General features: G+C 64.7%; 14 protein-coding genes. 2 read left to right on the top strand and 12 right to left on the bottom strand.

Annotation, left to right across the window (positions count from 1 at the left end; genetic code table 11):
* Positions 1–92: 92 nt before the first annotated feature.
* The gene (locus tag PT85_RS01965; RefSeq protein ID WP_039562959.1) at positions 93–1,022 is read right to left on the bottom strand and encodes an electron transfer flavoprotein subunit alpha/FixB family protein; all 930 of its coding nucleotides are present in this window, start codon (positions 1,020–1,022) and stop codon (positions 93–95) included.
* Entirely contained in the window at positions 1,022–1,771 is a 750-nt protein-coding gene (locus PT85_RS01960) for an electron transfer flavoprotein subunit beta/FixA family protein (RefSeq protein WP_039605776.1), read from the bottom strand. The genes PT85_RS01965 and PT85_RS01960 overlap by 1 nt, the downstream gene beginning before the upstream one ends.
* A 317-nt stretch (positions 1,772–2,088) precedes the next feature.
* On the opposite strand from PT85_RS01960, the gene PT85_RS01955 reads away from it, so the two are divergent.
* Complete coding sequence (locus tag PT85_RS01955; RefSeq protein WP_039605775.1) at positions 2,089–3,753, top strand: electron transfer flavoprotein-ubiquinone oxidoreductase; 1,665 nt, start codon at positions 2,089–2,091, stop codon at positions 3,751–3,753.
* A gap of 111 nt (positions 3,754–3,864) precedes the next feature.
* Here PT85_RS01955 and PT85_RS01950 read toward each other — a convergent pair whose 3' ends face one another.
* The 3 genes from PT85_RS01950 to PT85_RS01940 form a co-directional block, all read right to left on the bottom strand.
* Entirely contained in the window at positions 3,865–4,428 is a 564-nt protein-coding gene (locus tag PT85_RS01950; protein ID WP_039562905.1) for a DUF1285 domain-containing protein, read from the bottom strand.
* Between the two features lie 13 nt (positions 4,429–4,441).
* Positions 4,442–5,038 (bottom strand): DUF4823 domain-containing protein, encoded by a 597-nt coding sequence (locus PT85_RS01945; protein WP_027591294.1) that lies wholly within the window; start codon positions 5,036–5,038, stop codon positions 4,442–4,444.
* A gap of 70 nt (positions 5,039–5,108) precedes the next feature.
* The gene (locus PT85_RS01940; protein WP_027591293.1) at positions 5,109–5,747 is read right to left on the bottom strand and encodes a TetR/AcrR family transcriptional regulator; all 639 of its coding nucleotides are present in this window, start codon (positions 5,745–5,747) and stop codon (positions 5,109–5,111) included.
* A gap of 69 nt (positions 5,748–5,816) precedes the next feature.
* Here PT85_RS01940 and PT85_RS01935 point away from each other — a divergent pair, with 69 nt between their 5' ends.
* Positions 5,817–6,950, top strand: a complete 1,134-nt coding sequence (locus PT85_RS01935) for an aminotransferase class V-fold PLP-dependent enzyme (protein WP_039605774.1) — start codon at positions 5,817–5,819, stop codon at positions 6,948–6,950.
* A 212-nt stretch (positions 6,951–7,162) separates the two neighbouring features.
* On the opposite strand, the gene PT85_RS01930 is transcribed toward PT85_RS01935, so the two are convergent.
* From PT85_RS01930 to fabF, 7 genes are all read right to left on the bottom strand, one after another.
* The gene (locus PT85_RS01930; protein WP_027591291.1) at positions 7,163–7,951 is read right to left on the bottom strand and encodes a TatD family hydrolase; all 789 of its coding nucleotides are present in this window, start codon (positions 7,949–7,951) and stop codon (positions 7,163–7,165) included.
* A 65-nt stretch (positions 7,952–8,016) separates the two neighbouring features.
* Positions 8,017–8,370, bottom strand: coding sequence for a PilZ domain-containing protein (locus PT85_RS01925; protein WP_027591290.1), 354 nt, complete (start codon positions 8,368–8,370; stop codon positions 8,017–8,019).
* A gap of 31 nt (positions 8,371–8,401) precedes the next feature.
* Positions 8,402–9,388: a DNA polymerase III subunit delta' gene (locus tag PT85_RS01920; protein ID WP_039562902.1), complete on the bottom strand. Its 987-nt coding sequence runs from the start codon at positions 9,386–9,388 to the stop codon at positions 8,402–8,404.
* Positions 9,385–10,014 carry a dTMP kinase gene (tmk, locus tag PT85_RS01915; protein WP_039605773.1) on the bottom strand — a complete coding sequence of 210 codons (630 nt, stop codon included), beginning with the start codon at positions 10,012–10,014 and terminating at the stop codon, positions 9,385–9,387. Before tmk ends, PT85_RS01920 begins: the two co-directional genes overlap by 4 nt.
* A complete protein-coding gene (gene mltG / locus PT85_RS01910) occupies positions 10,011–11,063 on the bottom strand; it encodes an endolytic transglycosylase MltG (protein ID WP_037009449.1) in 1,053 nt (350 codons plus the stop codon). The genes tmk and mltG overlap by 4 nt, the downstream gene beginning before the upstream one ends.
* Positions 11,064–11,065: 2 nt before the next feature.
* Complete coding sequence (gene pabC / locus PT85_RS01905; protein ID WP_039605772.1) at positions 11,066–11,881, bottom strand: aminodeoxychorismate lyase; 816 nt, start codon at positions 11,879–11,881, stop codon at positions 11,066–11,068.
* Positions 11,881–13,125, bottom strand: coding sequence for a beta-ketoacyl-ACP synthase II (gene fabF / locus PT85_RS01900; RefSeq protein ID WP_027591286.1), 1,245 nt, complete (start codon positions 13,123–13,125; stop codon positions 11,881–11,883). Before fabF ends, pabC begins: the two co-directional genes overlap by 1 nt.
* Between the last annotated feature and the right edge of the window lie 87 nt (positions 13,126–13,212).

Raw genomic sequence — 13,212 nt, 5'->3', positions numbered from 1 at the left:
CACAATTTCTTGCCCAATCCACCAGACGACGCCGCACCCATAAAAAAACCCGCTCCGAGGAGCGGGCTTTTCCTGTTACCGAAGCGACTGGATCAGACCAGCTTTTCCAGTTCCGGCACGACCTCGAACAGGTCGCCCACCAGGCCGTAGTCGGCCACCTGGAAGATCGGCGCTTCTTCGTCCTTGTTGATCGCGACGATCACCTTGGAGTCCTTCATGCCCGCCAGGTGCTGGATGGCACCGGAGATGCCCACGGCGATGTACAGCTGCGGGGCGACGATCTTGCCGGTCTGGCCGACCTGCATGTCGTTCGGCACGAAGCCGGCGTCCACCGCGGCGCGCGAGGCGCCCACCGCCGCGCCAAGCTTGTCGGCCAGGCTGTAGAGCAGCTTGAAGTTGTCGCCGTTCTGCATGCCACGGCCGCCGGAGACCACGATCTTGGCGGCGGTCAGTTCCGGACGGTCGCTCTTGGCCAGCTCTTCGCCGACGAAAGCGGACTTGCCGGCATCGGCGGCGCCGGAGACGGCTTCGATGGCGGCGGAACCGCCTTCGGCAGCCACCGGGTCGAAGCCGGTGCCGCGCACGGTGATCACCTTCACCGCCGCGCTGGATTGCACGGTGGCGATGGCGTTGCCGGCGTAGATCGGGCGCTTGAAGGTGTCGGCGCTTTCCACGGCGACGATTTCGGAGATCTGGTCGACGTCCAGCAGGGCGGCCACGCGCGGCAGGTAGTTCTTGCCGTTGGTGGTGGCCGGGGCCAGCACGTGGCTATAGCCTTTGCCCAGCTCGGCGATCAGCGGCGCGACGTTTTCCGGCAGCAGGTTGGCGTAGGCGGCGTTGTCGGCCACCAGCACCTTGCTCACGCCGGCGACCTTGGCGGCCGCTTCGGCCACGCCGCCAACGTTCTGGCCGGCGACCAGCACGTGGATGTCGCCACCGATCTTGGCCGCGGCGGCCACGGTGTTCAGGGTCACGGCCGCCAGGGCGGCGTTGTTGTGTTCAGCGATTACCAGGATGGCCATCAGATCACCTTCGCCTCGTTCTTCAGTTTCTCGACCAGTTCAGCCACGGACTTGACCTTCACGCCGGCACTGCGCGCGGCCGGCGCCTCGACCTTGAGGGTCTTCACGGTGGAGGCGGTGGACACGCCCAGGGCGTCCGGGGTGACCACGTCCAGCGGCTTCTTCTTGGCCTTCATGATGTTCGGCAGCGAGGCGTAGCGCGGCTCGTTCAGGCGCAGGTCGGTGGTGACGATGGCCGGCAGGCTCAGCGCCACGGTCTGCAAACCGCCGTCGATCTCGCGGGTGACGTTGACCTTGTCGCCAGCCACTTCCACCTTGGAGGCAAAGGTGCCCTGGGCGTAGCCGGTCAGCGCGGCCAGCATCTGGCCGGTCTGGTTGTTGTCGCTGTCGATGGCCTGCTTGCCGAGGATGACCAGCTGCGGCTGTTCCTTGTCGACCACGGCCTTGAGCAGCTTGGCCACGGCCAGGGAGTTCAGCTCCTCGTTGCTCTCGACCAGAATGGCGCGGTCGGCGCCCAGGGCCAGCGCGGTGCGCAGCTGCTCCTGTGCGGCGTTCGGGCCGACGGACACGACGACGATTTCGCTGGCGATGCCCTTTTCCTTCAGACGAACCGCTTCTTCCACGGCAATTTCACAGAAGGGGTTCATCGACATCTTGACGTTGGCGAGGTCGACGCCGGAGTTGTCCGCCTTGACGCGAACCTTGACGTTGTAGTCGACCACTCGCTTGACAGCTACAAGAACCTTCATGGATTCCTCGTTATTTTTCCGGTTGAAAGTAGTGTCGCCAGCGCACTGGCGAGGGTTGCCTGCCGGCCGGAACCGACTGTCGAACCATACGGCGACCGCAAAACCGCTCGTATCTTGACCGCAACCCCCCATGCGGTCAATACAAGAAAATCACCCGTTCGGGAGGCTGGAACGCAGAGTCTATCAGGGCTTGACGGCTTTCAAACAAACGTTTGTATTGGATCTCTAAAAGGTGCTTGTATAATGCGCCGACCTGAGCTCGCAGGTATGATGGCCAGTCATAACGCACACCCAGAGCCTTGATGCAGGAGATAGTTGTGGAACGCGAATATATGGAATTCGACGTCGTCATCGTCGGCGCCGGCCCCGCAGGCCTTTCCGCCGCTTGCCGGCTGAAGCAGAACGCCGCGCAAGCCGGCCAGGAAATCAGTGTCTGCGTGGTCGAGAAGGGTTCCGAAGTCGGCGCCCACATTCTCTCCGGCGCCGTCTTCGAGCCGCGCGCGCTCGAAGAGCTGTTCCCGGACTGGAAGGCACTCGGCGCTCCGCTGAACACGCCGGTCACTCGCGATGACATCTACATGCTGACCAGCGCCACTGGCGGCAAGAAACTGCCTGGCCTGCTCGTGCCCAAGACCATGCACAACGAAGGCAACTACATCATCTCCCTGGGCAACCTGTGCCGCTGGCTGGCCCAGCAGGCCGAAGGCCTGGGCGTGGAAATCTACCCCGGCTTCGCCGCCCAGGAAGCGCTGATCGACGAGAACGGCGTGGTGCGCGGCATCATCACCGGCGACCTGGGTGTCGACCGCGAAGGCAACCCGAAGGACGGCATGTACACCCCGGGCATGGAACTGCGCGCCAAGTACACCCTGTTCGCCGAAGGCTGCCGTGGCCACATCGGCAAGCAGCTGATCAAGCGCTACAACCTGGATTCCGAAGCGGATGCCCAGCACTACGGCATCGGCATCAAGGAAATCTGGGACATCGACCCGGCCAAGCACGAGCCCGGCCTGGTGGTGCACACCGCTGGCTGGCCGCTGGACGTAACCGGCAACAGCGCCCTGGGCGGCTCCTTCCTGTATCACCTGGAAAACAACCAGGTGGTCGTGGGCCTGATCGTTGACCTGGCCTACTCCAACCCCTATCTGTCGCCGTTCGATGAGTTCCAGCGCTACAAGCATCACCCGGTGGTCGCCCAGTACCTGGAAGGCGGCAAGCGCGTGGCCTATGGCGCCCGCGCCATCTGCAAGGGCGGCCTGAACTCGCTGCCGAAGATGGTCTTCGCCGGGGGCGCACTGATCGGCTGTGACTTGGGCACCCTGAACTTCGCCAAGATCAAGGGCAGCCACACCGCCATGAAATCCGGCATGCTCGCGGCCGACGCCGTGGCGGAAGCGCTGGCTGCCGGCCGCGAGGGCGGCGACACGCTGGACAACTATGTCGAATCGTTCAAGGCCAGCTGGCTGTATGACGAGCTGTTCCGCAGCCGCAACTTCGGCCCGGCCATGCACAAGTGGGGCGCACTGGTAGGCGGCGCCTTCAACTACATCGACCAGAACTGGTTCGGCGGCAAGATGCCGTTCACCCTGCACGACAACAAGCCGGACTACGCGTGCCTGAAGCCGGCTGCCGAGAGCCAGAAGATCGAGTATCCGAAGCCGGACGGCAAACTGAGCTTCGACAAGCTGTCTTCGGTATTCCTGTCCAACACCAACCACGAGGAAGACCAGCCGGTCCACCTCAAGCTGGCCGATCCGAACCTGCCGATTGAGCAGAACCTGCCGAAATACGACGAACCGGCGCAGCGCTACTGCCCGGCCGGCGTGTACGAAGTGATCAGCAACGACGACGGCAGCAAGCGCTTCCAGATCAATGCCCAGAACTGCGTGCACTGCAAGACCTGCGACATCAAGGACCCCGCCCAGAACATCACCTGGGTGGCTCCGGAAGGCGCCGGCGGACCCAACTACCCCAACATGTAACAAGCGTAACCGCTTGATTTCGTTGAAATTTTCAGCAGGAGGGTGGGTTTCCCGCCCTCCCCGCCGAAACGAAAAAGCTCCCATCCGGGAGCTTTTTCATTCACGCCACCCTCAGGCCTGGCCGATGGGAAAGAATTCCCCGTCGCTCCATACCCCCAGCCAGAGCTGGCCATCAATCTCCCGCTCCACCGCCAGCTCGACCAATTGGTAAAACACATTGCGATGGATCAGCGCGTCCAGATTGGCGCGCACCCGCAGGTAGGGCGAAGGCTCGCCACTGTCACAGTCCAACTCGACCCGCAAAGGATGTGCGGCACCGGCCACAACCTCGTCGTCCACCTGGGTAGTGAAACGAAGCCGCTGCTGCTCGCCATCGCCTTCCAGAGCCAGGGTCACCGCCACGAACGGCGCGTCATCCACGCGGATACCGACCTTCTCCACCGGAGTGACCAGGAAATAGTCGTCGCCATCCTTGCGTAGAACGCTGGAGAACAACTTGACCATCGGCTTGCGTCCGATCGGCGTACCCAGGTAGTACCAGGTTCCATCCCGGGCAATGCGCATGTCGATATCGCCGCAGAACGGCGGATTCCAGAGATGAACAGGAGGAAGACCCTTGCCTTCCCCGGCGGGGATTCGTGACAGCAGATCCCCGGGATTGCCACGCTCGCTCATGTCGCGCTCCCGATCAGTTCAGGCCGCGCAGGCTCCGGGCGTATTGCCGCAGGGGAGCGCCCAACAGGTCCTGGGGCCGGGTTTCGTAAAGGGTCAGCAAGCCGCCCCGCGTGGTGATGCGCGCCGCATCCACCGGAAAGCGAGTGGCTGTCTCGATCAGCAGCAGCTGCACCACCCCCCGGTCGACGCCCAGGCGGTCAAGGCTTTGCTGGTCTTCCCATTCGATCAGCGTGCCGATGCGATCATCCTCGCCGGCCACACGCCCGAATAGCAGGTAATGCGCCCCGGCCGACTGTGCCCGGACAAGGGCCTGCTGGAGCGACAGCGGCGCCTCGGCGCGACGTACCTGGGGGAAATACTCCGTGAAGCTGCGGTAGGCCTCATCCGCCAGTGCGTTGCTCCGCACGGCATCCGGGCTGGCCGGATAATCGTCCTGGGCAATATAGATGAAGGAATCGGCCTGCAGGCGGCGCGAGGCACCTCGCTGCGTCTGGCTGTGGTCGAGCAGGCCGACATCGGCGAATTGCTCGCGCGTCGCCTCGACCATGTCGCTGACTGCCATGCAGCCGCCCAGCGACAACAGCACACCCAGACCGATCGCCCTGTACATCCTGATTTCCTCGCTACCGATGCCGATAAACCGGCGTGCCGCCCTGCGATGCAGCTTCCGCGCCAGCTGCTCAGCTGGCCGGTGTTTCAGTGTCACGCTTGCGCCGGTTACCCATGCGCACACCAATGTCCATCAGGAACTGGTAGAACCCTTCCTGATCCTCGAGCACGCTGCTCCAGAACGGCGAGTGGTAAAGCGCCACCGCGCCATGCACCAGCGCCCAGGCGGCGCAGTAGTGGAAATACGGTGGGACATCCTCCAGCTTGCCCTCGGCTATCCGCCCCTTGATCAACTGGGTCAGCCGCTCGAAGTTCGAGGCCCGGATCTTGTGCAGTTTCTCCACCAGCTCCGGCACCTGGTTGCTCTTGACCACCTTCTCTTCCAGGCGGTCGAACAGGCGGTAGCGCTGCGGGTCACGCATGCGGAACTCGAAATAGGCACGCGACAGCGCTTCCCGATCGCGATCCACGTTATCGGAGTGGAGCAGCTCGTTCAGGTCGCGCTCATAGTCGAGCATCAGCCGCAGGTAGATTTCGGCCTTGGACTTGAAGTGCTTGTAGATGGTGCCTTTGCCGATGCCCACGGCATCCGCGATCATCTCGACAGTGACACTGTCTTCACCATGCTCGAGGAACAGCTTCAGAGCAGTATCCAGAATCTCCTGCTCACGACGGCGAAACTCTCGGACCTTGCGGGGTTCTTTGTGCATAAGGACTGCGCAGCTCACGGTTGAAGCTCGCTATTATGCCTGACCCGCAAAAAATTGTACGGAGCCACCATGGCTGATCTGCTTGCCGAGTTCCCCCAGCCGGAAGGCTTGCGTTACCTCAACCACGCGGCGGTGGCCCCGTGGCCGCAACGCGCGGCACGCGCGGTCGCCGCCTTCGCGGAGCAGAACGCCACCATCGGCGCCCGCGACTACCCCGAGTGGCTCAAGGTGGAACATCGCCTGCGCCAGCGCCTGGCCCGGTTGCTCAATGCACCCTCCACCGATGACATCGCACTGGTGAAGAACACCTCGGAAGGCCTGTCCTTCATTGCCTTCGGGCTGGACTGGCGCCCGGGCGACCAGGTGGTGATCAGCGACGAGGAATTTCCCTCGAACCGGGTCGTCTGGCAGGCGCTGGCGCGCCATGGCGTCGAGGTGCGGCAGGTCAGTCTGAGCGGCGCGGACCCGGAAGCCGACCTGCTGGCCGCCTGTGGGCCGCGTACCCGGCTGCTGTCGATCAGCTCGGTGCAATACGCCAGCGGTCTGAGGCTGGACCTTTCCCGTCTCGGCGAAGGCTGTGCCGCCCGCGGCGTGCTGTTCTGCGTGGACGCCATCCAGCATCTGGGCGCCCTGCCCTTCGATGTACAAGATGCACGCTGTGCGTTCGTGGTCGCTGACGGCCACAAGTGGATGCTCGGCCCGGAAGGCCTCGGAGTGTTCTACTGCCGCAGCGACCTGCGCGAACAACTGACCCTGCACGAATACGGCTGGCACATGCTGGAACATGCCGGCGACTACTTGCGCCAGGACTGGCAGCCAGCCCGCAGTGCGCGGCGCTTCGAATGCGGCAGCCCGAACATGCTGGCCAGCATGGCGCTGGAAGCCAGCCTTTCGCTGCTTGAAGAAGTGGGCACGGCGCGAGTCGCCAGCCAGTTGGCGGAGCGTATGGAACACCTGCAGCAGGGATTGCTGAACATCCCGGGACTCACCATCCATAGCCCGCAGGACACCGAGCGCCGCGCCGGCATCCTGAATTTCACCCTTGACGGCCGGGACCAGGGCGAGCTGTTCGAAGCACTGCGTCGGCAACAGATCGTCTGCGCCCAGCGCGGTGCCGGCATTCGCCTGTCACCCCACTTCTATACCACCGGTCAGGTGCTAGAGGAGACGATCCGCGCGATAAGCCAGTTGGCAGAGAGGTAGGTTCTCAACACACGTATATTGATTACGAAAAGATATAGACGGTCACCGGCCATTCCAGCGGCTCTGGCCATACTGCCAAAACCGTTCTGGCATTTCCCCCAATGCCTGACGGCGGCAGAGGGTACTGGAGTGCGTACCCTTGCTTGTTTTTACTCCTAATGGTCCTTAACCCGGATTCATCCCCCAGAATCCGGGTTTTTTTATGCCTTGGCTCAGGCCTGACGGACACGCGCCAGCGGGAACAGGCGCCTGAAGTTCGCGGTGGTCTGCTCAGCCAGAGTGGCATAGGGAACGCTGCGCAGTTCGGCGAGAAACTCGGCCACCTCGCGCACATACTGCGGGAGATTGGGCTTGCCACGATGGGGAATCGGCGCGAGATACGGGGCATCCGTTTCCACCAGCAGCCGGTCCGCCGGAACCTGCCGGGCGACCTCGCGGAGCATGTCTGCGTTGCGGAAGGTGACGATACCGGAGAGGGAAATGTAGAACCCCAGATCCAGCGCCGCGCGCGCCATGTCCCAATCCTCGGTGAAGCAGTGCAGCACGCCCGCCTGGGGCAGATCCGCCTCGCGCAGCAGCGTCAGGGTATCCTCGCGCGCGGCCCGGGTATGCACGATCACCGGCTTGCCGGTGATGCGGGCCGCCTGCAGGTGCAGACGGAAGGATGCCTGCTGCAACTCCGCGGCTTCCGGCTCGTAGTGGTAGTCCAGGCCCGTTTCTCCGATTGCCACCACGTGGGGATGCGCCAGTTCGGCGAGCAGCCAGTCGAGCGCCGGCTCGGCGCCGGGCTGCAGGTCCAGGGGATGCACACCGACCGAGCAGTCCACATCCCCGTAACGCTGACTCAGCTCACGAACCGTGGCGGCATTGGCGGCGCTGACGCCAATGCACAGGAAATGCCCCACGTCCCGTTCACGTGCCGCCTGCAGCGCGGCATCCAGCGAACCTCCGTGAGCGGAAAGGTCCAGGCGATCTAGGTGGCAGTGGGAATCGACCAACATGGCAAGACGGCTCGGCAAGGCGAAGAGGGCACGCATTATACGCCCTCGATGGCCACCTTAGAGCGCTACAGGGTGTGAGTAACCCGGTCGGACTTGAGCGCGCCGGCCAGGTAGGTCTCGATCTTGTTGCGGGCGATGTTGTCACTCTCGTTGAACTGCACGCCGACGCCAGCCGCGCGGTTGCCCTGGGCGCCGCGGGGCGTGATCCACGCCACCCTGCCGGCTACCGGAATCTTTTCCGGCTCGTCCATCAGGTTCAGCAACAGGAACACCTCGTCGCCGAGGCGATAGGTCTTGCTGGTGGGGATGAACAGCCCGCCGCCCTTGATGAACGGCATGTAGGCGGCGTACAGCACCGCCTTGTCCTTGATGGTCAGCGACAGGATGCCATTGCGGGCTCCCGGACTCGGCGTGGTCATGGTGTCTCCCTCACGGTGGCGAGGGACGATTCTAGCCGTGGCTCGGCAGCTCCGCCCACTGCACCAGCAGGGCTTCGAGAAGCAGCGCACGGTTGAGGTTGGCCTTGCCCAGCACCTTGTGGCGCTGCTCCAGCAGCCAGTCCTGCAGCACCAGCAAACGCGGCTGGGAAACCTTGCCCGCCAGGTATTCGATCACCTTGGCCATGTCCACCGGGCCGAGCCCCCGCGTGTCGGCGGTCAACTGGAAACGCAGCATCCGGTGTGTCCAGTCGCAGAACCAGTCGAACAGCATCGACAGCGGCACGGCATTCCAAGCCTCGGCGAGCTGGCTGGGACTCTGCTGGCGCTTGATCAGCTTCTTGACGCCCTCCACCACCAGCGCGCGCTGGTCCAGCACGCCCTGGGCGTGCAGCCGCTGCGCTGCCAGCGGCGAGCCGGCGGCCAGTGCCAGCAAGGCCTCCAGCGTGTCGGCATCCAGCTCCGGCAGCGACTGGCGCAGCCAGGCCAGACTCTGCTTGTGATCCGGCAGGGGGCAGGCCTGCTGCACGCAACGGCTCTTGATGGTTGGCAGCAAGCGACTGGGCTGATGGCTGATGAGCAGCAGCACGGTATCCCCGGAGGGCTCCTCCAGGCTCTTGAGCAGCGCGTTGGCGGCATTCAGGTTCATCGCCTCGGCCGGCTCCAGCAACACCACCTTGCGCCCGCCCATCTGGGCGGTCTGCACCACGAAGCTCACCAGGTCACGCACCTGGTCGATCTTGATTGGTTTGTCGACCTCTTCCGGTTCCAGCACGTAGTGGTCCGGGTGCGTACCGGCCGCCAGCAGCTGACAGGCCTTGCACTGGCCGCACGCCTGCGCGTCGACCGGCTGCTGACAGAGCAGCAGTGCCATCAGGCGCTCGGCCAGGATGCGCTTGCCGGTACCCTGCGGGCCGTGCAGCAGGTAGGCGTGGGCGTGCTGCCGTCGACCGGCCAGCTGTTTCCACAACGCCGCCTGCCAGGGAAGGATGTCGTTCACGGCTGACGCTCCAGCAGTTCCGGCAGCAGACGCTCGAGCTGGCGCTGGACGTCGACCAGCGGCTGGCCGGCATCGATGATCCGGTAGCGCTGCGGATTCAGGGCGGCGCGGCGCAGGTAGGTCTGGCGCACAGCCTCGAAGAACGCAGGTCCCTCCTGCTCGAAGCGATCCAGCCGGCCGCGCGCCGCGGCCCGGGCCAGCCCGACGTCGACCGGCAGATCGAACACCAACGTCAGATCCGGCCGCAGCGTACCCTGCACGAAGTCCTCAAGCACGGCGATCCGCGCCTCGCTCACACCACGCCCACCGCCCTGATAGGCGTAGGTGGCATCGGTGAAGCGATCGCAAAGCACCACCTTGCCGGCCGCCAACGCTGGGCGGATGACCTGATCCAGGTGCTGCGCGCGGGCGGCGAACATCAGCAACAGTTCGGTATCCGTGGCCATCGGCTCATCGCTGGGCGCCAGCAGCAGCTCGCGAATGCGCTCGGCCAACGGCGTGCCGCCCGGCTCCCGGGTCAGCAGAACCTCGTGCCCCGCAGTGCGCAGGCGCTCGGCGAGAAACTCGCGATTGGTGGTCTTGCCGGCACCTTCCGGGCCTTCCAGGGTGATAAACAGGCCGCTCACGGGGTTTCCTTGCTGATGGGCGCCGGACTCGACCGATAGTCGGCCCGACGCTTGAGCTGATACTGGCGTACGGCACGCAGATGCTCCTCCAGCGTGGAGGAGAACACATGGCTGCCATCGCCGCGGGCCACGAAGTACAGGGTGTTGCCCGGCTCCGGCTGCAGCGCTGCGTGGATCGCCTCGCGGCCGACCATGGCGATCGGCGTCGGCGGCATGCCGGAGATCACATAGGTGTTGTAGGGCGTGGCTTCGCGCAGGTCGCTACGGCGGATCTTGCCGGCATAGCGCTCGCCCATGCCGTAGATCACCGTGGGGTCGGTCTGCAGGCGCATGCGCTTTTCCAGGCGGCGGACGAACACGCCGGCAATCTGGCCGCGTTCGGCGGGCACACCGGTCTCCTTTTCGATGATCGACGCCATGATCAGCGCCTCGTAGTCATTCTTGTAGGGCAGCCCGGTGGCCCGCGCCGCCCATTCTTCAGCCAGCACCTGGCGCAGCCGGCGGTTGGCCTGGATCAGCAGGTCGATGTCCCGCATGCCCCGTACGTAGCGGTAGGTATCGGGAAAGAAGCGACCTTCCGGGTGCATGCCCGGTTCGCCGACCCGGCGCATGAGCTCGGCATCATCCACCCCTGCCAGCGTCTGTTCCAGCTTTTCCTGGGCAGCCAGCGCGGCACGCAACTGACGGATGTTCCAGCCTTCCACCAGGGTCAGGCTGTACTGCACCACCTTGCCGCTGACCCAGGCTTCGAACAGTTCGTTGACCGTCATTCCGGGCTCCAGGCGGTATTCACCGCCGTGCAGGGTCTGGCCGGCCCGGTACAGACGCCAGTGCAGGCGCAGCCAGAGGCTGCCCTCCAGCAGGCCATCGCGCTCCAGACGATTGATCAGCCCGACCGGCGTGGAGCCAGCCGGCACATCCAGCAACCTGGCTTCATCCAATTTCAGCGGCTGTTGCAGCGCCGCGCGCTGTTGCCAGAAGGCGTAACCCAGTACAAGGACAACCAACAGCAGGCCGCCGACGAGCAGCCTCAACAATGTACGTATCACGTTCAACAATCCAGGAGGGTGCGGGCGACGCCCTGCAGTTTACGGGTGAGCGGCCCGGGCAGCCATACACGGGTCTCAAGACGGCGCACCGGCCAGACGCCATAGACACTGTTGCAGAGAAAGATTTCCTGCGCCGCCAGCAATTCGTCGAAGGCAAGGTCGCGGACTTCGCAAGCAATGCCCAACGCGTGCGCCTGCTCAAGCAGGGCGCCGCGCATCACGCCAGCGACGCCGCAGCGCTCCAGGGACGGGGTCAGCAGTCGACCGTCACTGACCAGAAACAGATTGCTGAACACGCCCTCGATGGGCCGCCCCGCCTGATCGCGCAACAGACCTTCCGCGTAACAGGAATCCTGCCATTCGGCGCGCGCCAGCACCTGCTCGAGGCGGTTGAGGTGTTTGAGGCCGGCCAGGCGTGGCTGCTCGGCCAGGCGCAACGCACAGGGGAACAGCTCGACGCCCTGCTCGGCATGCCCGACGGGATAGGCCGGCAAGGGGCTGGCCAGCAACAGACGCCGTGGTTGTACCGGCGTCGGCGGCGCATAGCCGCGCAATCCATCGCCCCGGGTCACGATCAGCTTGGCCACGCCGTCGCCCACTGCAGCGCAGAAGGCCAGCAGCTCATCGGTCACCAGGGCCTCGTCAAAAGGAATACCCAGTCGCTCGCAACCCAGCCGCAGGCGTTGCAGGTGAGCTGCCAGCAGACAAGGCTGGCCATGACGCACGGCGAGGGTTTCAAACAACCCGTCACCGTAAGCCAGGCCGCGGTCGCTCAGCGGCAGCTCCGCAGCCGGGCGACCGTCGACCCAGCTCAGCATCAGCCGTTGAACCGGCGGAAGACCAGCGAGCCGTTGGTGCCACCGAAGCCGAAGGAGTTGGACACCACCACCTCGATCGGCAGGGCGCGGGCTTCGCCGGGCACGAAGTCGAGGTCGCAGCCCTCGTCCGGATTCTCCAGGTTGATGGTCGGCGGCGCCACCTGGTCGCGGATCGCCAGCACGCTGAAGATCGCCTCGACCGCACCGGCAGCGCCCAGCAAGTGACCGGTCATCGACTTGGTGGAGGAAACCGCCAGACGATAGGCGTGCTCGCCGAACACCGACTTGATGGCGGCCGCTTCCGCCAGGTCACCGGCGGCCGTGGAGGTGCCATGGGCATTGATGTACTGCACCTGGTCCGGATTCAGACCGGCATCGCGCAGCGCATTGACCATGCAGCGCGCCGCGCCGGCACCGTTCTCCGGCGGAGCAGTCATGTGGTAGGCGTCACCGCTCATGCCGAAGCCGACCAGCTCGGCATAGATGGTGGCCCCGCGCGCCCGGGCATGTTCGAGCTCTTCCAGCACCAGGGCACCGGCACCGTCGGACAGCACGAAACCGTCACGGTCCTTGTCCCACGGGCGGCTGGCCCGCGTCGGCTCGTCGTTGCGGGTAGACAGGGCACGGGCGGCACCGAAACCACCGAGCCCCAGGCCACAGGCGGCCATTTCCGAGCCGCCGGCGATCATCACGTCAGCCTCGCCATAGGCGATGTTGCGCGCCGCCATGCCGATGCTGTGGGTGCCGGTGGTGCAGGCGGTGGTCACCGCGTAGTTCGGTCCCTGGATGCCCAGGTGGATGGACAGGAAGCCGGACACCATGTTGATGATCGAGCCGGGCACGAAGAACGGCGAAATGCGCCGCGGCCCTTGCTCGAACAACGATTTGCAGTTGTTCTCGATATTGGTCAGGCCGCCGATACCGGAGCCCATGGCTACGCCGATGCGCTCACGATTGGCATCGGTGATTTCCAGTCCGGAATGACGTACCGCCTGGAAGCTGGCGGCCAGACCGTACTGGATGAACAGGTCGAGCTTGCGCGCCTCCTTGGCGGGCAGGTATTGCTCGACATCGAAACCCTTCACCGAGCCGCCAAAGCGGGTGGAAAAGGCAGAGACATCCATGTGCTCAAGCGGACCGATGCCGCTGCGGCCAGCCAGAACACCTTCCCAGCTGCTCGGCACATCGGTACCCAGCGGCGAAAGCATACCCATCCCGGTGACCACGACACGTCTACGCGACACTGTTTTGTCCTCTTGTTCACTAACGGAAAGGCCGCAGCAGTCCGCTCGGCCATCCTCCCGACGACAGGACGGGAGGTGTGCGGGATT

It is taken from the genome of Pseudomonas flexibilis (assembly GCF_000806415.1).
In the GTDB taxonomy this organism is placed as follows: Bacteria; Pseudomonadota; Gammaproteobacteria; order Pseudomonadales; family Pseudomonadaceae; genus Serpens; species Serpens flexibilis.
This window is presented reverse-complemented; position numbering and strand designations above follow the sequence as displayed.